This is a genomic window from Anabaena sp. FACHB-595 (assembly GCF_048568275.1).
Lineage (GTDB): Bacteria > Cyanobacteriota > Cyanobacteriia > Cyanobacteriales > Nostocaceae > Trichormus.
In genome coordinates this window covers 1,499,539-1,519,456 of the sequence record NZ_CP183473.1, presented here as the reverse complement: position 1 = coordinate 1,519,456, position 19,918 = coordinate 1,499,539, and the positions used below count along the sequence as shown (strand labels likewise).

Below are 19,918 nucleotides of genomic sequence, written 5' to 3'. Positions count from 1 at the left end.
AAATTTACAATGGAGCCAGTCAAAATTTTAGTCGTTGAAGATGAAGTGATCGTAGCTAGAACTATTGCTAGTCAACTTAATCAACTAGGTTATGTTGTTACAGGTACAGCCTCTTCTGGAAAAGCGGCGATCGCTAAAGCAATAGAGACTAGCCCAGAACTAGTTTTCATGGATATTATCCTCAAAGGTGAAATCGATGGTATCACCACTGCCAGTTACATTCGGGAACACTTAGATATACCAGTTATATTTTTAACTGCTTATGGCGATGATAATACTATAGAACGGGCAAAGATAACTCAACCATTGGGGTATATTGTAAAACCATTTACATCTAAGGATTTGCGTATTTCCATTGAAATGGGTTTGATGAAACATCGCTTAGAAAGGGACATAAGAGAAAATCGTGACCGATTAGCAACGCTCTTAAACTCAATTAGTGATGCGGTTATCGCCACTGATGAGTCTGGAAATGTCACATTTATGAACCCAGCCGCCGAGGAAATTACTGGTTGGCATCAAGCAGATGCGATTGGACACGAGGTATCCCAGATTTTTAATATCATTGACGAAGTTACAGAAAATGTTTTAGAAAACCCAGTTACAAAAGTTCTCAGAGAACAAAAAGTAGTTTATTTAGACGAATATACATCTTTGATCACAAAAGACGGCAGAAGAGTGCCTATCGGTGATAGTGCTTCGCCCATCATGGGACTACCAAACAAAATCAACGGTGTGGTAATTGTTTTTTGGGATCTCAGTGAACGAAGACAAACAGAACTACTAGAGCAAGCACTACAAAAAGAACGAGAACTGAATCATCTTAAATCCTTATTTATCTCTACTGTCTCTCATGAATTTCGTAATCCTTTGAGTGTAATACAAACAGCAATAGAACTGATAGAATTACACGGACAAAATCTAACCGAAACCAAAAAAAACACATATATAAGGAGAATTAAAGGTGCTGTACAATCCATGAAGTTACTCATGGAAGATGTCCTTTTTATGGGGAAATCGGAAGCAGCAAAGCTTGAGTGTAACCTTGTACTCTTGAATTTAAAGGAATTTTGTCAAGAGTTAATAGAAGAATTCACAGCTGTGGAAACTAGCGGACATGAAATTATTTTTACTTGTAGTGATGAAACGACAAATGCGTTTATGGATGAACGGCTATTACATTACATATTTGTAAACTTACTTTCTAACGCCGTCAAGTATTCTCCCCAAAATGAAACTATCAGGTTTGATTTAACTTGTGATCAAACTAAAGGCGTGGCAATTTTTCAGATTCAAGACGAAGGTATTGGTATTCCCATCGCAGATCAATCCCATCTATTTGAATCATTTTATCGAGCGTCTAATTCTCAATCAATTCAGGGTACTGGGCTAGGTTTAGTGATAGTTAAAAGATGCGTTGAAGCCCACAAAGGAGAAATTGCTTTTAGCTCTCAAGAAGGTATGGGGACTACGTTTACAATTACTTTACCTTTAAATTATCAATAATTCAGTTGTCAGTTGTTGATCAACAAAGGTAGTCTTCACTACTGACTCACACCACCAACAACTGGTCTAACTTCCGAAAATGGATCTGCACCGCCAGTCCAGTTAAAGTCGCTAATCCGGATGCTAAAAGCGCCTAATTCCAGTACCGGATTGTAGCGCAAGGTGATTCCGTAAGTGCGTCGGCTATATTCAACAATGTAGTCTGTGCTACTTTCTTTACCAGTATCTAAGTTAATTGATGTTTGAAAACCTAAACGCCAAGGGCCGTAAATTTGTTGGGAAATACCAGCACTGAGTACTCTTTCATCAACGTAGCGGTCAAACAAAAAGGGCGATAGTCCACTGGTTAAACCTTGGGAATAACGGACGTTAAAAGCTGTATAGTCAAGGAAGGGGCGAGAAAAATGACCAAGCTGCCCTACTAAGCCAACTGTGCCAATCAGGGTGCTTTGATTGTCGCCATTGGTGTAGTAGCTAGAAGTACCAGTAATACCAGCGATCGCCTGTAAGTAAGGAACTACAGGACTAGCTGTATATCTTAAACCTTCTGTGGCTGTGGGTGGTAGTGGTTTTCCTTGCCATAGTAAAAACCCTTTACTCAGGGCGGCGCTACCTTGTAGGCGACCAAGAGAGACTCGATCATTGGTTCTGATGGGATCTAGCAAGTCTTGGCGGTCGGTGTTGGCGTTGATATACTGCGCGCCGGCTTGATAGCTGAGATTGATCCCAGAGTTCCCTAGAGGAATAACTGGAGAAGTAATCACACCACCCAAACTGCTTTGGACAGTTTGAAAGCCAAGTGTACCGTTATAGAGGCGATCGCGGTAACTATATTCCCAATTCACCACATGAGGATTGCGATCGCCTAAAGATTGGCGTAAACGCAAACTCGCTTTTAAATTCTCGTCTATGTCGTCAAAATTGAAACTAGTTAGTTCTCCGATACCTTCAAGTACGGATCGGGTACCTAAAACAGAATTTAATCTGGCTTTGACACCAAATAACCCCGTCACATCATCACTGTCTTGTATGGCTTTCTGGACGAAAAACTGGGGTGTGATCTGCAAATTAGTACTATCTGTACTAATAGGTGTAAAACCGCGCTCAATAAAAACACCGCCCCGCTTATCGCCATCATAGCCAGGAGAGACGATAAAGGGTGTGGTATCCCGTTCTCGACGGTCGATTTTCTGCTGATTTATGGGGATTGGTAAGGTCAAGCCTTGGTCAAAAACTAAGCGCTGTCGCTGTGTGGTGATCCGATCAACTAAAGGGGCTTCCCGCGTGACGGTGACTGTATCTGCCCGTAACTCCAATTCTGGTGGTGAAAATGGGTCATTTGTGAGGCGCACATTTCGCGCTTGCCAACCACGAGGATAGAAATCAATTTGCTCGGCTTCAAACCTAATACGCTTCACCTCACCCCCAGCCTTGGGAGGAGGAAGATTACTAGCTTCGCTTCCGCCACCAAATGTAAACTCAATGCCACCGGGACTACTGACATTAGCAAAAGGTTGATTGGTGCGGATGGAGTTGCTTGGTGCTTGTTGTGGAACGCCACCAGCAGTCACATCAGTGGGTAAGAAAGCAAAATCTCTTGATGCTGAGGGTACGTTGATTTCACCGCTTCCGTTTTCTAATTCCCCAGTGTCTTGGACAAAATTATAAGTAAAGCGTTGTCCTCGTAATAGTTGATCTCCTCTAGTTAAAACTACATCTCCCTCTCCTGCCGCAATCAAGTTATCTAAATTAACCTGCACGCGATCGGCATCCAGCAGCGCCCCATCAAACCGTACTAATACATTACCTTCGGCAGTAATAACGCGTCTTTGCTCATCATACTCCTGCCGATCTGAAGTCACTTCTACAATTCTTTGTCGGGCTGGTAATGTATTGTTGGGTGTAGCAGGTGTTTGAGTTGTTATTGGTGACTGTGCTTGTGAACTAAGAGGTGGCGTGACAGTTTGTATTGATAGTTTATTTAACGAGTTGCGCGACTTAAACTCAATAACATTTTGAATTGGTTGATTATTAACTACTGGGTCACTATCAGATACAGAGATATTAATTTTGTCCCCAGTCTGTTGTACAGTAACCTCGTCTTTCTGTTCTTGCTTAGTCAATGGCGAGGCGACTAGTTTTGTTGGAGGTGATACATCTGGCAGAATTTTCGCTGTAGGGAAGACTGGGGAATTAGTACTTGTATTGTTTTGGACAGATTGAGGAATTGTTGCTGTAGGGAAGACTGGGGAATTGGCACTTGTATTGTTTTGGACAGAATAACCAATTGCCAAGGTTTGTCCTAAATTAACGGCGCTACTAGAAGGGGTAAGGGGAGAAAATTCTGAAGTAAAGGTTTCTGGTGTACTGGGCTTTGACAGAACAGGAGTTGCGATTAAATGGTCTGTTTTATGGCTGGTGGGTTTTGGTAACTGCAAAGAATCTTCTGTTTTCTCTACAGTTGAACTTTGCAACTGTGTCTCTAGAGGTTTGGCGGTTTCTGGTTTTTTTTGCTGAGTGGGATCAATCTCACTAACTAAATAAAATCGACTATCACTAGCAGATGGGGTGGAATTTGCAGGTTGTATAGGTTCAACAAGGGAAGGCGGTGCAGGCGGCAGAACTGGATGAAGCATATTGGGACACAATCAACCTAACAAATAGCCAATTAATAGCCGGAATGAATTCACCTGTGCTTGAGTAAACTCCCTGAGGGGAGACACTACACTGCAAAGGAAAAATCTTTGGCAGGTAGTGTTTTTTTCAGTCTGGTGTTTTCTAACTTCCGGCGCTCACGGATCAATTGTCTCGCTTTTACTCTAAATCCCGACGACCGGGGTTACGAGCTGGGTCATTAGACAAAAATCCGAAGACAAAGATAGCCACAAAGAAAGCAACAACAATATAAACAGCGATTTTTAAAGTGAGCATCTGCGATATCTCCAAAAGGTAGAGCTTCGTCCTCAGTATCTGCCATGCAGAAAAGGTAGTTTCTTTATATTACCCGCATCTCGTTACTTTTTGAGAGTGCCGCAGTGGTCGTTAAGACCATGTTCAGTTTCCTTAGGTAATGCTCAGTTTTTTCTGACCGAGTGGATGACCCTGAATAGGATTTAGTTGTTAACTAGTTCATCTTGTGACGTTTTCTTCAGCCAGAGGTTTCCTATCTTGAAGATAAATTGGTAAAAGCTAGGAATTATATCAATTTCGTTAATTGGTGATGGGTAATTGCTTCTTCCCCCACTCCCCACCCGCTTCTTCCAACTTCCTAATCTCCAGATGCAACTAAATCCTGGGCAATGCGGCTTTTAATTACTCGTGCAGGTGCGCCTACAGCTACGGAGAATGGGGGAATATCTTTGGTGACAACTGCCCCTGCGCCAATAACACTTCCTTTACCAATAGTCACACCATCTAATACCGTTACTCCATGTCCTAGCCAACAATCATCCTCAATCACAATTCCTTTACGAGTAACACCTTGGTATTTAATCGGCAATATCGGATCTGTAAAGTTGTGATTGTTGGCATATATACCTGAATGAGCAGCAATCATGCAACGCTTACCAATTGTGATGTCTCCTGGCCCAGAAATACAAACATCAGAAGCAATGAAAGTTTCCACGTCAATGTGAATACACGTATTTTCCAGACACCCTATATCAACGTTGCGCTCAATTGCCACTCCATCTGCCAAAGCAATTTTATTATTTGGATGCCCTTTGGCATCAAGACGGACACCGTTGAAGAGATGTACACTATTGCCGATTTCAATATTAGAAGCGTTGGTAAATTCTACTCCATGTTGAATATATACGGGGCTGCCTATGTGAGCAAAAATCATTCGATATACGAGATTCCTTAATTTTGGGCCTAACAGTAGTGTGGGGATATTCCCGAAAACAGTGATTGCCAGAAGTTCTTGAAATCGCTGTAATTTGGCAGAATATCTCTGATGATTCATGATTAAGTTATCCGATAAATATTGTGAACGATGTGGCTGATGTGTTGGATATGTATCTTTGGTTCTGTAGTGCCAATTATCCTGATATTTATCCAGTATTAATTTAGTGAGTATTGATACATGAATACCCACTATGCTGGATATAACTCAAAGTATTTTTGAGTTGAAATCCAGGTTTATAACGTTTGTAATTTTTCCCAGAGATAACAGAATTAATATGCTGTTTTTCTCCACTCAATTTGATTAGCTGCGTTGCCAGCAACAACATATCTTGGTGGCATTTATCGATCAATTTTCCCAAGATTGTTGCTATTTTTATCTCCGGCAATATAAAAGCTAATGCTCAGGTAATTACAGTGTTACAACTCAGAGTATTAAATTGTGAGTTGGTCTAGCTTGAGACAGACTAATTTCACTAATGTTAGACAATAGCAACAGATGGATATAGTTATTTTTAGTCTGACATCCGCCCTATATGCAGCGAATTATTTTTCACAACCCAATTGAACAAGCTTTTGTCAACTCAAATACATTTTTCCCAGACTAAATAAAATTTTTGAGGAAATTTGTCTATATATGAAAATGTAATTTGTGTTGAATAATACTTGGTATTTTAATGGAATCTCACCAATTTACGGTGGAGTATCTCCAACTTCAGCCATCACATTAAAATTCACCATCGGTGCAAACAAGTAAGCGCTTCCCCGATTGCTATGGCGACTCTCCGGCAACGAATTTTTAGAGTATGCTGCTCTCATCATGTTGCACACTGATGATTTATGAACTAACCTAATCACGCTTATGATCACATGAATGGTTTTTAACAATAATTGCTCACCAGTATAACACATTTTATTGTTTGTGGATCAACCGCAAGAAATAGTTTCTTCAATATTGTTGATATGTAATAAATTTGATGTGTTGTTAATAACAAAAGTGGGTTTTATGTAAGTATAGCTACATATTTATATTTGAGGTTCTAATGGCATTAGTTAGTATATTGTGTGGAGAATACTATGAAAAATATCCGGAAGAAAGTCAATCAAGATTTGATTTACAAGCAAATCTTAAATTTATAAGACTTACCCATGAAAAAGAAATATCAAGGCTTTGGATAAGGGTGTATGGGATAGGGATACAAGGGTATAAATGCTTGAAACCCTTACACCCGGACTCAACAGATAACCTGTTTGCGTAAGTTCTAATCTAAATAAATTTAGACATAAAAAGCAATATGTGAGATTGTGGTAGCGAATTTTACTGATTAATTTTGAATATTTTTGTTGCAAAAATATTTTCAGGATGATGTATGTTGCATTTCCCTGTATTTTACTCAAACCACCAGGAAAAGCGATCGCTGGATAGACAAGTCAGCTTTGATTTATATTTGCTGTGGCATAGACATACGTACTGGTGTAGATAGGGATTAGTGAAGAAGCCTTATGGGGCTGTACTTAATTTTTTTCAAAAATGAAATTAAATATTGGTTATAGATATTGGACTTAAATGCAGTCAGCTTGAGAGACAATTTTGGATAAATCATTTGCAGATGCAACATACAATACTTTTTTAATTGTCAATAGTAAAAATAGCCAAAAATGTACAAATCCCCCAATCAGGTGAGCCAATTGGGGGATGTGTTTTGGCTGTCAGTTGTTGTAGATTTTGGAAACAATCCTGATATACTTCCCTTCGTTCAAGGTTCTACGATCGCCCAAAAATTCGCAGTATCAGGTATTACTATAAACTTACATGGTTGGCACGGATTATGGTTTTAATTCAGGACATCGCCCAACAAGCTTTAAATACTGGTTATTTGAGTATTGCTGATCAAAACCAAATTCAAGTGCTGCTAAAAACAAACTTTGATTCAGAAGATGTAGATGCGTTGATTATCTTACAACGGGCGATCGCCTCTGGCAGGGTCAAGCAAGAATCACTCAACTATAAATCCTACACAACTAATAACAGCAGAGACAAGAAGTCTAACATTAAACTTGCTTATCAAATAGCCGCCGAGATGACATTTGCCGCCGCAGTCGCGCTGACAATGCCCAAAAACTCACCAGATCAGCCTTCCCTCGGTACATGAAAAATTATCCTGCAAGATCCCCGACTTCTCCAAGAAGTCGGGGATCTAAAATAATCGTTAAGAGAATCTTGAGATTTTCACACCTAAGATGCAGGTTTTGCCAACCAGTAACGTAATAAAAAGACTGATGGCACGGAGTTTAACAGGTATGGGCGCAAAGATTTCCATTCCTTAACAAAGTCATGGCAATTTTACAAACATAGTATAAAGAATTGGCAACATTGGGGAAAGACAGTGAACAATATCCATAGCTAAACTAGGAGCTTTGCTAACCTATGCAGCCGATTCGCACATTCAATGTTTCTCCTTCCTTGCCGCCGCGACTTGAGCCGTTGCGGCGACTGGCGTATAATTTACACTGGGATTGGAACGTTGAGACTAAAGATTTATTTCGTCGCTTAGACCCAGACTTGTGGGAATCTAGTCACCACAATCCCGTACTAATGCTGGGTACAATCAGTCAAGGGCGGCTTTTGGAAGTTGTGGAAGATGAAGGCTTCCTGGCACAGTTGGATCGTGCTAACCGTCAATTAGATGACTACTTACAAGAGCGTAGTTGGTATCACAAACAACGCGGTCAGCAGCCAAAAGAATGTTACGCCTATTTTTCGGCTGAATTTGGACTGGTAGATTGTCTGCCTGTTTATTCTGGTGGTTTGGGCGTTCTGGCAGGGGATCACTTAAAATCAGCTAGTGATTTAGGGCTACCCTTGGTTGGTGTGGGTTTACTGTACCAGCAAGGTTATTTTGCTCAGTATCTCAATGCTGATGGTTGGCAACAAGAACGTTACCCGATTAACGATTTCTACAACATGACCTTGCACCTAGAACGCAATCCTGATGGTTCAGAATTGCAGATTGCGGTGGATTACCCCGGACGCAAGGTGTATGCCAGAGTTTGGCGGGTACAGGTGGGAACAGTTCCCCTGTATATGCTGGACACGAATATTGAGCCGAATAACCCCTACGACCACGACATCACAGACCAACTCTATGGTGGTGATATCGATATGCGTATCCACCAAGAAATTATGTTGGGTATTGGTGGTGTGCAGATGTTGAAGGCTTTGGGTTATAAAGTCACGGCTTACCACATGAATGAAGGCCACGCCGCCTTCTCAGCCCTAGAACGTATCCGCTTGTTAATTCAAGAAGAGGGGTTGAGTTATGCGGAAGCTAAACAGGTGGTGAGTTCGAGTAACATCTTTACAACCCATACACCAGTACCGGCAGGAATTGACTTATTTTCTCCTGACAAGATTCTGTATTACCTTGGTTATTATGCAGACATCTTTGGCTTACCCAAAGAGCAATTTTTAGGGTTAGGGCGAGAAAATACAGGCGATTTATCTGGGCCGTTCAGTATGGCTGTCTTGGCGTTGAAGATGGCGACATTTTCTAACGGTGTAGCCCAGTTACACGGTGTGGTTTCCCGGCAAATGTTCCAAGGTTTGTGGAAAAAGGTTCCTGTTGAGGAAGTACCAATTGCGGCAATTACCAACGGTGTTCATGCCCGTAGTTGCGTTGCCAAATCAACCCAGGAATTATACGATCGCTACTTGGGGCCAAATTGGTCATCAGCGCCACCAGATAACCAATTGTGGGAACGGATGGATGCAATTCCTGATGAGGAGTTGTGGCGGAATCACGAACGTTGTCGCCTGGACATGATACTCTATGTGCGCGACCACTTAGTTAAACACCTGCGCGATCGCGGTGCTTCTGCTTCCGAAATTCTCCAAGCCCAGGAAGTTCTTGATCCCAACGCTTTGACTATAGGCTTTGCCCGTCGTTTTGCTACCTACAAACGCGCTACCCTGTGGATGCGCGATGTCGAACGCATTAAACGTATTTTACTCAGCAACAAAGACCGCAAGGTACAATTTGTCATCGCTGGTAAAGCCCACCCTAAAGACATTCCAGGGAAAGAACTCATCCGCGAAATTAATCACTTTATCCGCGAACAACACTTAGAAAAACAAATAGTGTTTGTTCCCAACTACGACATTCATATTTCCCGGTTGATGGTTGCTGGTTGCGATATTTGGTTAAACACACCCCGCCGTCCCAGAGAAGCATCTGGTACTAGCGGGATGAAAGCCGCCATGAATGGCTTACCGAACCTGAGTGTATTAGATGGTTGGTGGGATGAAGCCGATTACGTCCGCACAGGCTGGGCGATTGGACATGGGGAAAATTACGATGATCCCAACTACCAGGACGAAGTAGAAGCCAATGCTCTCTATGATTTACTGGAAAAAGAAGTCGTACCCTTATTTTACGACCACCGTGATGTCGATGGTTTACCCCGTCCCTGGGTTGCCAAAATGAAAGACGCTATCCGGTTAAACTGTCCCTTCTTTAATACAGCGCGGATGGTCAGGGAATATGCACAACGAGCTTACTTCCCAGCAAGCGATCGCTATCACACTTTAACATCTGATAATTATGCCCCAGCTAAGGAATTAGCAGATTGGAAAGCTAAACTTACTGACCATTGGTTTAATATCAAAATCAAAGATATCGATGTATCCGCAGGTGCAGATATTGAAGTTAATCAAACCGTTGCTGTCAAAGCCAAAGTAGACTTGACAACATTAAACAATGATGATGTCCAAGTTGAACTATATCAAGGTTCCATTGATGCTAACGGCGATATCGTCAGTGCTATACCCGTAGTCATGGATTATCAAGGACAAGACACTAATGGCTTGAGTGTTTATACAGCTAACATCCTTTACACCACCTCTGGTTTACAAGGTTTATCCTTGCGTGTATTGCCAAAACACCCACACCTGTCTAGTCCTTATGAACCCAGGTTGATTGCTTGGGCTGACTAAAACAAAACAGTGCTGGGAATCACAATTCAAGACTCAGCACTGACTTAGGGATGACAATGTAACCAGTAGTGCGATCGCCTAATACTAGGTTACGTTGTTCTCCCCAATACCACCAATAAGCAGCTACGTAAGCACAAATTAAGCTATCTAGTTTGTCTTCGGCGGCTTTCAGTTCTGCACCTGTGTAGGGAATTTCACCAAGGGATAACTTTTTTACACACAAAGTAGGTTCCATTGTGGGTAGGATATCCACAATATATTGATAAAGTTTGATTAATTCTAAGCGGCGCTCACTGATGCGCCCTTTTTTATATTTAAGAATACGATCTAAACTGAATAGCTGAACTATTGCGGGATGAGGAAAGACTTCTATTTGATATCTGCCTAATTTTTGCGCTTCTATTGTCGGCGCATGGGCAAAACCACGAGACTCCAATTCTAAACCAAAATTTATAGTTCGTTCTGCAAAAGCTAGACCTTGGTTGGCTGGGTAACAACCAGCGTGATATTTACCAAAATATTTATGGGTGAGTTTGTCAGGGAGACGACTTCCCGTCAAGTTAGGTATAAGGGTGGGTGCATCTACGCCGATGATTGCTGGTTCATTTGGTTGCACCCAGGTATCTATCCAGGTGAAAATATGAGCGATCGCATCTTGACGATCTAAATCAACTATCTCTAATTTACCCTCAATTAATTGCAGACAACATAAACCACTCGGTTGAGACTTCCAACCTAAATCAATCCCAATAAATTTCATTTGTGTCAGTTTAATACCTCAGAATATACAAGAAAAATCCTCAGCGTACCTCTGCGCTAACCTTAGCGTTACTCCGCGTTAAAAAGGATAATCTCTAGCCTCCATCAGCAAACCTATCCGTCGCCTCAATCAAAGCACTACGAATCCCCACTTCACTCATCGAATGACCAGCATCAGGAACTACAATAAACTCTGCTTCCGGCCAAGCCCGGTGTAATTCCCAAGCTGATGTCATTGGACAAACCACATCATAACGTCCCTGGACAATCACCGATGGAATCTGGCGGATACGATGAACATTTAATAGTAATTGATCCTCAGAATTGAAAAATCCTTTATTCATAAAGTAATGACATTCAATTCGCGCAAAAGCATCAGCAAAATTATCTGCTCCAAAAGTTTGCTTTAGCTGGGTATCAGGAAATAATCTACTAGTACTAGCTTCCCAAATTGACCAAGCACGAGCCGCTTCTCGTCTAACTTGTGAATCTGGACTAGTTAAACGTTGGTAATAAGCTGTGAGTAAATCGTCTCTTTCATTTACAGGAATCGGTTGCAAATATTCCTCCCAAGCATCAGGAAAAATATAACTAGCACCTTCTTGATAAAACCAACGCAACTCTTTTTGTCTGAGTAAAAATATCCCGCGTAAAATTAAGCCTAAACAACGCTCAGGGTGAGTTTGACTATAAGCTAATGATAAAGTACTGCCCCAACTCCCACCAAAAACCACCCACTTTTCTATTCCTAAATGCTCTCGTAGTTTCTCAATATCATTAACCAAATCCCAAGTTGTATTTTCTCTTAATTCTGCATGGGGTTGACTTTTACCGCAGCCACGTTGGTCAAACATTACCAACCGCCATTTTTCAGGATGAAAATATTGCCGATAAACTGGCGGACAACCACCACCAGGGCCACCATGCAGTAAAACTATGGGTTTACCTTGGGGGTTTCCTGATTCTTCAAAATGAATGGTGTGTAATTGGGAAACTTGTAACTTACCTTCTTTATAAGGTTCGATGGGTGGGTAAAGTTCGCGCATTTTAATACTTGAGGAGTAGTTCAGTAATCATATAATAGACAGCGCTGAGTATAGGCGATCGCACAACTGGTTAGATAATCATCTCCCCACAGCAGACTAGAAAATGTCAAAATGATATGTGTTTTGCCATCGCCACTGTACAAGGTGGGAATTTGAGATAACTAAACTAGGATTTATGGGTAAGCAGCGCGTTCTGTCTGGAGTTCAACCAACTGGTAATCTACATTTGGGTAACTATTTAGGGGCGATTCGCAACTGGGTAGAAATTCAAGACCAGTACGATAATTTCTTTTGTGTAGTGGATTTACACGCAATTACTGTACCGCATAATCCAGCTACATTGGCGGCAGACACTTATGCGATCGCTGCACTTTATTTAGCCTGTGGTATTGATTTAAAATACTCGAATATCTTTGTCCAATCCCACGTCTCAGCCCACAGTGAACTTGCTTGGTTCCTCAACTGCATCACCCCCCTGAATTGGCTGCAAGACATGATTCAGTTTAAGGAAAAAGCCGTTAAGCAAGGGGAAAACGTCGGTGCAGGTTTGTTAATTTATCCCGTACTGATGGCGGCTGATATCTTGCTTTACCAAGCCGATAAAGTGCCGGTAGGTGAAGACCAAAAGCAACACTTGGAACTAACACGGGATATTGTCAACAGATTTAATCACCAATTCGCCAAAGATAAACCTGTGATGAAATTGCCAGAACCTTTAATCCGCAAGGAAGGCGCAAGGGTGATGAGTTTGACAGATGGGACACGCAAAATGTCGAAATCCGACCCCTCAGAGTTAAGCCGCATTAACCTTTTAGACCCACCAGACCAGATTGCTAATAAAATTAAACGTTGTAAAACAGATCCCGTAAAAGGTTTAACCTTTGACGACCCAGAACGCCCAGAATGCAATAACTTGTTAACGTTATATATGTTGCTGTCTGGTAAAAAGAAAGAAGAAGTAGCCGCAGAATGTCAAGATATGGGCTGGGGACAATTCAAGCCCTTGTTCACCGAAACAGCAATCAACGCCCTCAAACCCATCCAAGAAAAATATCAAGAAATCACCGCCGACAAAGGCTATTTAGAGTCTGTATTGCGTGACGGACGAGAAAAAGCCGAAACCGTCGCCAACCAAACCCTAGCAGATGTAAAAGCAGCATTAGGCTATTCTGCACCTGTTTAATTTATGCGGCGTGCAAATTTCTCTCAAACCTAACCCCCAACCCCTGCCCTTAAAAAAGGGGTAACTAGAATTAAATTCCCCCTTAAAAAGTGTAATTTAGGGGGATATCAACTGATTAGATACATTGTTAAAGACTTTTCAGACATCCTTAGTCGTCAATATTAAAATGTTGACCCTTAAGGTTGAAACATTAAGCCTTGAGGTTAAGGTATTAAGCTTTAACCTGACAACATGAAGCCTTGAGGTTAAAGCATTAAACCTTAAAATTAAAACGATCACTCTTAACTCTGCATTAAATAGGCTATATATTGAAGCAATTAACGCTCTTCTACTACTCTCGTTAAATAAAAATTCATAATCCTTGATTGTTAAAGCTTTGATAAATTTACGAGTAGATTGGGTTGAGGAACATAGGCGCAGCTTTCTCGTAGAGTATCCCAACACGAAAAATCCTTGGTTTTATTTGGTTTCACTAAAGTTCAACCCAACCTACATTTTTTTCTTTCATCAGAGTCATAAAAGAGCGTTAAGCGGAATTACGGACATAAATCAAAAAATCGGCAAAATAAAATGTGAATTTTGCTGAACTAGAATCTAGCTTAATTGAGACAAAATAGCTTTGTAAAGTTTTGAAAATGTAATCTTATGGCTAGAAAAAAGCGTAGTTCCCGGATTCTAGAAAAAGCAGAATTTAGAGTTGCCGGATTGAAAGCAATTGATCCAAAGCTTAAGTTTGATGATACTTACAACTTACAAAACTTGGCGCAATTAATCGAGCAGTTTCAAAAAATGCTTGATGATTATAACGCTGCCATAGCAATAGTTGATTCCTCTAAAATTAAGCTAGATCAAATGGAGAAGACATTAAATCAGGTTTCAGATAAAATGTTGATGGGAGTTGGGTTTAAGTATGGTAAAAACAGTAGTGAATATGAACTTGCAGGTGGAGTTAGAGATAGTGAACGTATCCGTAAAAGCAGGTTGACACGCTTGAAATCTAATTCTGAGAAAACATCAAATGAAACTGCTATAACCGTTTAATACAATAGTTTCCCATCGAGTGTAATACATATTATTGTGGGGGCAAAATATATCTTGCCCCTAGCTGTGTAACTAATTGCAATATCTTCATTAGTAATTTTGCACCAAAACTATAATTTAAGTATAAAATAAAAATCCTCATAAGCGATTACCAGTAAGGCTTTTAGACAGAAAATAGGGTAAACTTTGATAGCTAAATTTTGTCTAAAAATACTTCATAATTAAGGTAAGAACATACAAAGAGAGAACACGAAAATGTTAGAAAAATATCATCAACACGTTGCCGAAAGAGCAGCACTAGGGATTCCCCCCTTACCGTTGGATGCACAACAAACATCAGAATTATGCGAATTACTGAAGAATCCACCAAAGGGTGAAGACGATACATTATTACATTTATTGCGCGATCGCGTTTCCCCTGGTGTTGATCCGGCAGCTTACGTCAAAGCCGGATTTCTCACCGCCGTTGCTAAAAAGGAAGTTAAAAGCCCTGTCATTTCCCCAATAGAAGCAGTGCAGTTGCTAGGGACGATGGTAGGCGGCTACAATGTCCAATCCTTAATTGAGTTGCTGCAATTTGCTACCACATCCACATCAGATTCTTCCGAAACACCTTTGGTAATGGGTGGAGAAGGCAAAGAACCCATAGCCGCCTACGCCGCCGCCGCCCTCAGCAAAACCTTGTTGGTGTATGATGCTTTTCACGATATTTTGGAATTAGCTAAAACCAACCCCTATGCTAAACGAGTAGTTGATTCTTGGGCCGCAGCCGAGTGGTTTACATCTCGCCCCCAATTACCAGAATATATCAACGTCACTGTCTTCAAAGTACCTGGGGAAACCAACACCGACGACTTATCCCCAGCTACCCACGCCACCACCCGCCCGGATATTCCCTTACACGCTTTAGCAATGCTAGAGTCAAGGCAACCAGGAAGCTTGGAAACCATTGCCCAGTTAAAGAAAAAAGGACATCCCGTTGCTTACGTCGGCGATGTAGTCGGTACTGGTTCCTCCCGCAAATCGGCGATTAACTCAGTTTTATGGCACACAGGAGAAGATATCCCCTATATTCCTAACAAACGCGCTGGGGGGTATATTTTAGGTAGTGCGATCGCTCCCATCTTTTTCAACACAGCTGAAGATGCGGGTGCTTTGCCTATCCAGTGCGATGTCACCAAGTTAGAAACCGGCATGGTGATTACCATCTATCCCTACAAAGGCGAAATCACCAACGAAGACGGCGAAGTTATTTCTACTTTCAGCCTCAAACCAGACACCATCCTCGATGAAGTCCGCGCCGGTGGACGCATCCCCCTACTAATCGGCCGCACCCTCACCGATAAAACCCGCCTTGCACTAGGGTTAGAACCCAGTACCTTATTTATCCGTCCCCAGCCACCAGCAGACACAGGTAAAGGCTACACCCTAGCCCAGAAAATGGTAGGTAAAGCCTGCGGTTTACCCGGTGTCCGTCCCGGTACATCTTGCGAACCCATCATGACTACCGTTGGTTCTCAGGATACCACCGGCCCCATGACCCGCGACGAACTCAAAGAACTCGCTTGTTTAGGTTTCAGTGCTGATTTTGTCCTGCAAACCTTCTGTCATACAGCCGCCTATCCCAAACCAGTTGACATCAAAACCCACCACGAACTACCAGATTTCTTCTCCTCCCGCGCTGGTGTCGCCTTGCGTCCCGGTGATGGTATCATCCACTCTTGGCTCAACCGGATGCTATTACCCGACACCGTAGGTACAGGTGGCGACTCTCATACTCGCTTCCCCTTGGGTATTTCCTTTCCCGCCGGTTCCGGTTTAGTCGCCTTTGCTGGCGCTTTGGGTGTCATGCCATTAGATATGCCAGAATCAGTTTTGGTACGATTCAAAGGCGAATTACAACCAGGAATCACCCTACGAGATATTGTCAACGCCATTCCCTATGTCGCCATTCAACAAGGTTTGCTAACAGCAGAGAAGGAGAACAAGAAAAACATCTTCTCTGGACGCATCATGGAAATTGAAGGCTTACCAGATTTAAAAGTCGAACAAGCCTTTGAACTTACCGATGCTACCGCCGAACGTTCCTGTGCTGGTTCCACCATTAAATTGAGTGTCGAGACAGTCGCCGAATATCTGCGTTCCAATGTAGCCTTACTGAAGAACATGATTGCACGGGGTTATCAAGACTCCCGCACCCTCCTGCGCCGTATCGCCAAAATGGAAGAATGGTTAGCTAACCCCGTGTTATTAGAAGGCGATGCAGATGCGGAGTATGCAGCCATAATTGAAATTGATTTAAACGACATCAAAGAACCAATTGTCGCTGCTCCCAACGATCCCGATAATGTTAAGTTATTATCGGAAGTTGCTAATGACCCAGTACAAGAAGTATTCCTTGGTTCTTGTATGACAAACATCGGTCATTATCGCGCCACAGCCAAAGTTTTGGAAGGTGCAGGAGAAGTCAAAACTCGCCTGTGGATAGCACCACCAACCCGCATGGATGAACACCAATTAAAAGAGGAAGGTGTATACAGCATTTTTGGTGCGGCTGGTGCAAGAACTGAAATGCCTGGTTGCAGTTTGTGTATGGGAAATCAGGCGCGAGTTGCTGACGGAACCACAGTATTTTCCACCTCCACCCGCAACTTTAATAATCGCATGGGTAAAGGTGCGCGAGTGTATTTAGGTTCTGCTGAATTAGCCGCCGTTTGCGCGTTGTTAGGACGCATTCCCACAGTACAGGAATACCTTGATATTGTGGCAAGTAAGATTCATCCTTTTGCTGATAATTTATATCGGTATTTGAACTTTGATCAAATTGCCGGTTTTGAGGATGAAGGGCGGGTGATTTCTCAGGAGGAGCAAGCTTTGTTAATATAGCTTGATTAGGGTGGGTGTAATGCCCACCTTATCAAAATCAAATTTTCATTTTTGAAAAAGCTTAGAAATAGCTAGTAACTCACGCCCATGTACTTCTACTGTAGAGGAATCTTTTCTAGAAAAAACTTTTTCCCCAAGAAATGAAACATCAGTTTGAACTGGAATGGTAATTCTAATCACAGAAAAACCTTTATATGATATTGTATCAAACTTGGTTAATACTTGTGTTTTCAAGGGATCAGTTAGTGAAGAATTGTGAATTACATTAGTCAATACTCTAACATATTGTTCTACAGTCTGATTTTGTAGCCTTGCTTCTCTATCAATTCCTACAACATATCTTCCATTAATTTCTATCGATTTTATGTTGTCTAATTCCTCTATTCTATGAGCATCTTTTTCACAATCTGTAATACCAATATGAATATATCCATCGGTCTCTGAGCCTAAGTTTGCAATACCACAAATAGTTTCAACAATTCTTTCTAGTAAAGCTTTATTTAAGTTTCTCTTCGCTGATAAATCGAGTAATCCTTGCTTACATTCATATCTTGAAGTTTCTATACGAGAACGACGCAATGAGTTTTCAAGATCAAGAACAAGTTCAACACCATGTCCTAAAGCCGATGGTTCTTTTTTGGCAAAACAATCTTGAATAAGACCTATGGTTTGCTTAATGTTACTTTTACGATCATCTGTTGTTGTGTAATGACTACTCAAATCCAATTTTTTCTGAAGTCCTCGAAGACCATTCATTATCCCTTCCGGATCAACAGGAGAAAGTCCTTTCCGAATCACTAAGTCGAAAAAAGCCATAAAAATAGTGTAAAATGCTGTTCGTATTGGATTATTACTATTTGGATTGACAACACGTAATAAAGCTTTTGCTTCTGAACTATACGCTTCTATACTTTCTCGCATCACAGCAAATGTTGTGATTATATCCTGAGTCAATTTTTTAAATCCATATGTTGCTAAGGCGCTATCTAAAACCTGAGAATATTTGCTGCTCAAATCATATAAACTATCTAAACGTTCGGTGCTAACTGGTAAAGGTTCATTTAGTAAAATAGAGGCTAAAATATCAGCTATCATTTGTTCATCTTCACTTTCACGTAGTAACTTTGCAGTTAAAGCCCCTTGTTTACACCATATTGTATCTTCAGCCTTAATCTTATAACCTTGATTATTTTTTTGTGAATCAATACTTATTTCTGGCATATCAGTAAGACGTAGTACTTTATCTGAAACGTCTCCACGTAGCTCCATAGATATTGTTCTTACTAATTCTGCGAATGCAGTAGTTACACCAGCTTGTCTTTTTTCTTGGCTACTTAAATGTTTACCACTAGAATTAATACGCCCAAATACTTCTGTGATATCTTCTTCTGCCATCGCAGTATATACTGTTACTGCAAGTTGATAATCTAAAATATCAGCACATTCTTTACCAGACAGCAACTTTAGTTGTTGTTTTTCGTTATCTTTATTGTTACTTATAATTTCAATAATGCCATCATTAGCTAATTGTTTAGCATAAGAAAACTCATCTATATCGAAATATTGGATATCAAAACTAAATGAATTTTCAATATAACTAAAAATTGCATTAAGACGTTGCATTCCATCAATAATTTCATATTTGCCACTACCGTGTATCTGAGGGCGTTCTGCTAGTAGAATCAACGGGATAGGATATCCTTTTAAAATACTTCCAATTAATTTTTCTTTTTCCAAAACTGTCCAAACAAGCTTTCTTTGATACTTCCTATTCACCAATAAACTGCCTGAACGATAGAGACGATAAGCTTCTGTAACACTCATTCCACGAGGTGTAATGCTCATACTTAGTGTTTTTAAAATTATATTTACACTGAAAAATTATACGATATTCATAAGTTGTATTTGATACTTGAATATTTTCTTAAGATTGGGTTATGGTCGCACCTTCCCATATTCCACATAAACCTAACCCCCCAGCCCCCTTACCTACACGGGAAGGGGGAGAAATCTAGCTCCCCTCTCCGCGTCGGAGAGGGGTTGGGGGAGAGGTCAGCCATAATGTATGAATCAACACCAGCCTCCATAATTCATACATGAATAATCCAACACCAAAAATAGACCAAACTAACAATATAGTTATCGGACAAAAAATCAACCCAGATAAAATGCACCGTGCAAAAGAATTTCGTCGCCAAATGACACCAGCAGAAAAAATTCTTTGGCAACATCTTCGCGGTAATCGTCTCAATGGTTTACACTTTCGTCGTCAGCAAATTATTGATGGTTTTATTGCAGATTTTTACTGTCACGCCGCTAGATTAGTGATAGAGGTGGATGGAAAAATTCATGAATTACAAGCTGAATATGACGCAGAACGGGACAGGGTTTTGTTAGCTAGAGGGCTGCGTTTGTTAAGAGTTAAAAATGAGGAAGTTGTACAGGAAATTGATCAGGTTTTGATGCTCATTTCTGAGGTTTGTTGTGAAGAGACCTAACCCCCTAACCCCCTTCCCTACGAGGGAAGGGGGAAAAACTGCTGTCTTTTTCATGTTGAAGATTTAGGCGATCGCACTCAATTATAGATAAAACCCGTAAACT

15 protein-coding genes are annotated in these 19,918 nt (G+C 41.1%); 8 read left to right on the top strand and 7 right to left on the bottom strand.

Features of this window, described 5'->3' with window-relative positions:
* Positions 1–9 precede the first annotated feature (9 nt).
* Positions 10–1,506 carry a hybrid sensor histidine kinase/response regulator gene (locus ACN222_RS06345; RefSeq protein ID WP_010995451.1) on the top strand — a complete coding sequence of 499 codons (1,497 nt, stop codon included), beginning with the start codon at positions 10–12 and terminating at the stop codon, positions 1,504–1,506.
* Positions 1,507–1,544: 38 nt separating this feature from the next.
* Here ACN222_RS06345 and ACN222_RS06340 read toward each other — a convergent pair whose 3' ends face one another.
* The 4 genes from ACN222_RS06340 to ACN222_RS06325 all read right to left on the bottom strand — a co-directional run bounded on the left by ACN222_RS06340 (position 1,545) and on the right by ACN222_RS06325 (position 6,231).
* Positions 1,545–4,142 carry a DUF3769 domain-containing protein gene (locus ACN222_RS06340; RefSeq protein WP_010995450.1) on the bottom strand — a complete coding sequence of 866 codons (2,598 nt, stop codon included), beginning with the start codon at positions 4,140–4,142 and terminating at the stop codon, positions 1,545–1,547.
* Positions 4,143–4,320: 178 nt separating this feature from the next.
* Positions 4,321–4,437 carry a photosystem II reaction center protein I gene (locus tag ACN222_RS06335; RefSeq protein ID WP_010995449.1) on the bottom strand — a complete coding sequence of 39 codons (117 nt, stop codon included), beginning with the start codon at positions 4,435–4,437 and terminating at the stop codon, positions 4,321–4,323.
* Between the two features lie 337 nt (positions 4,438–4,774).
* The gene (locus ACN222_RS06330) at positions 4,775–5,470 is read right to left on the bottom strand and encodes an acyltransferase (RefSeq protein WP_044520859.1); all 696 of its coding nucleotides are present in this window, start codon (positions 5,468–5,470) and stop codon (positions 4,775–4,777) included.
* A 632-nt stretch (positions 5,471–6,102) separates the two neighbouring features.
* Complete coding sequence (locus ACN222_RS06325; protein ID WP_255449162.1) at positions 6,103–6,231, bottom strand: hypothetical protein; 129 nt, start codon at positions 6,229–6,231, stop codon at positions 6,103–6,105.
* 837 nt (positions 6,232–7,068) lie between these two features.
* Between ACN222_RS06325 and ACN222_RS06320 the strand changes: the two genes are divergently transcribed.
* From ACN222_RS06320 to glgP, 3 genes are all read left to right on the top strand, one after another.
* On the top strand, positions 7,069–7,248 hold the full coding sequence (locus ACN222_RS06320) for a hypothetical protein (RefSeq protein WP_010995446.1): 180 nt from the start codon (positions 7,069–7,071) through the stop codon (positions 7,246–7,248).
* Positions 7,239–7,562: a hypothetical protein gene (locus ACN222_RS06315; protein WP_010995445.1), complete on the top strand. Its 324-nt coding sequence runs from the start codon at positions 7,239–7,241 to the stop codon at positions 7,560–7,562. The genes ACN222_RS06320 and ACN222_RS06315 overlap by 10 nt, the downstream gene beginning before the upstream one ends.
* A gap of 275 nt (positions 7,563–7,837) precedes the next feature.
* Positions 7,838–10,402: an alpha-glucan family phosphorylase gene (gene glgP / locus ACN222_RS06310; protein ID WP_010995444.1), complete on the top strand. Its 2,565-nt coding sequence runs from the start codon at positions 7,838–7,840 to the stop codon at positions 10,400–10,402.
* A 19-nt stretch (positions 10,403–10,421) separates the two neighbouring features.
* Here glgP and ACN222_RS06305 read toward each other — a convergent pair whose 3' ends face one another.
* Both ACN222_RS06305 and pip read right to left on the bottom strand, forming a co-directional pair.
* A complete protein-coding gene (locus ACN222_RS06305) occupies positions 10,422–11,162 on the bottom strand; it encodes a DUF429 domain-containing protein (RefSeq protein ID WP_010995443.1) in 741 nt (246 codons plus the stop codon).
* Between the two features lie 94 nt (positions 11,163–11,256).
* Positions 11,257–12,207 (bottom strand): prolyl aminopeptidase, encoded by a 951-nt coding sequence (pip, locus tag ACN222_RS06300; protein ID WP_010995442.1) that lies wholly within the window; start codon positions 12,205–12,207, stop codon positions 11,257–11,259.
* A 175-nt stretch (positions 12,208–12,382) separates the two neighbouring features.
* Here pip and trpS point away from each other — a divergent pair, with 175 nt between their 5' ends.
* From trpS to acnB, 3 genes are all read left to right on the top strand, one after another.
* Positions 12,383–13,390, top strand: coding sequence for a tryptophan--tRNA ligase (gene trpS / locus ACN222_RS06295; protein ID WP_010995441.1), 1,008 nt, complete (start codon positions 12,383–12,385; stop codon positions 13,388–13,390).
* A 645-nt stretch (positions 13,391–14,035) separates the two neighbouring features.
* Positions 14,036–14,431 carry a hypothetical protein gene (locus ACN222_RS06290; protein WP_010995440.1) on the top strand — a complete coding sequence of 132 codons (396 nt, stop codon included), beginning with the start codon at positions 14,036–14,038 and terminating at the stop codon, positions 14,429–14,431.
* 255 nt (positions 14,432–14,686) lie between these two features.
* The gene (gene acnB / locus ACN222_RS06285) at positions 14,687–17,317 is read left to right on the top strand and encodes a bifunctional aconitate hydratase 2/2-methylisocitrate dehydratase (protein WP_010995439.1); all 2,631 of its coding nucleotides are present in this window, start codon (positions 14,687–14,689) and stop codon (positions 17,315–17,317) included.
* 45 nt (positions 17,318–17,362) lie between these two features.
* Here acnB and ACN222_RS06280 read toward each other — a convergent pair whose 3' ends face one another.
* Entirely contained in the window at positions 17,363–19,162 is a 1,800-nt protein-coding gene (locus ACN222_RS06280) for a GmrSD restriction endonuclease domain-containing protein (protein ID WP_096637253.1), read from the bottom strand.
* A gap of 251 nt (positions 19,163–19,413) precedes the next feature.
* Here ACN222_RS06280 and ACN222_RS06275 point away from each other — a divergent pair, with 251 nt between their 5' ends.
* Positions 19,414–19,815, top strand: coding sequence for an endonuclease domain-containing protein (locus ACN222_RS06275; RefSeq protein ID WP_010995437.1), 402 nt, complete (start codon positions 19,414–19,416; stop codon positions 19,813–19,815).
* Positions 19,816–19,918: the final 103 nt, after the last annotated feature.

Excerpts from the sequence above, each read along its gene's own strand:
- pip (WP_010995442.1), bottom strand. The coding sequence starts at position 12,207 with ATGCGCGAACTTTACCCACCCATCGAACCTTATAAAGAAGGTAAGTTA.
- glgP (WP_010995444.1), top strand. The coding sequence starts at position 7,838 with ATGCAGCCGATTCGCACATTCAATGTTTCTCCTTCCTTGCCGCCGCGA.
- ACN222_RS06290 (WP_010995440.1), top strand. The coding sequence starts at position 14,036 with ATGGCTAGAAAAAAGCGTAGTTCCCGGATTCTAGAAAAAGCAGAATTT.
- ACN222_RS06315 (WP_010995445.1), top strand. The coding sequence starts at position 7,239 with ATGGTTTTAATTCAGGACATCGCCCAACAAGCTTTAAATACTGGTTAT.
- ACN222_RS06335 (WP_010995449.1), bottom strand. The coding sequence starts at position 4,437 with ATGCTCACTTTAAAAATCGCTGTTTATATTGTTGTTGCTTTCTTTGTG.
- ACN222_RS06330 (WP_044520859.1), bottom strand. The coding sequence starts at position 5,470 with ATGAATCATCAGAGATATTCTGCCAAATTACAGCGATTTCAAGAACTT.
- ACN222_RS06280 (WP_096637253.1), bottom strand. The coding sequence starts at position 19,162 with ATGAGCATTACACCTCGTGGAATGAGTGTTACAGAAGCTTATCGTCTC.
- ACN222_RS06320 (WP_010995446.1), top strand. The coding sequence starts at position 7,069 with ATGTACAAATCCCCCAATCAGGTGAGCCAATTGGGGGATGTGTTTTGG.
- ACN222_RS06340 (WP_010995450.1), bottom strand. The coding sequence starts at position 4,142 with ATGCTTCATCCAGTTCTGCCGCCTGCACCGCCTTCCCTTGTTGAACCT.
- trpS (WP_010995441.1), top strand. The coding sequence starts at position 12,383 with ATGGGTAAGCAGCGCGTTCTGTCTGGAGTTCAACCAACTGGTAATCTA.
- acnB (WP_010995439.1), top strand. The coding sequence starts at position 14,687 with ATGTTAGAAAAATATCATCAACACGTTGCCGAAAGAGCAGCACTAGGG.
- ACN222_RS06275 (WP_010995437.1), top strand. The coding sequence starts at position 19,414 with ATGAATAATCCAACACCAAAAATAGACCAAACTAACAATATAGTTATC.
- ACN222_RS06345 (WP_010995451.1), top strand. The coding sequence starts at position 10 with ATGGAGCCAGTCAAAATTTTAGTCGTTGAAGATGAAGTGATCGTAGCT.
- ACN222_RS06325 (WP_255449162.1), bottom strand. The coding sequence starts at position 6,231 with ATGATGAGAGCAGCATACTCTAAAAATTCGTTGCCGGAGAGTCGCCAT.
- ACN222_RS06305 (WP_010995443.1), bottom strand. The coding sequence starts at position 11,162 with ATGAAATTTATTGGGATTGATTTAGGTTGGAAGTCTCAACCGAGTGGT.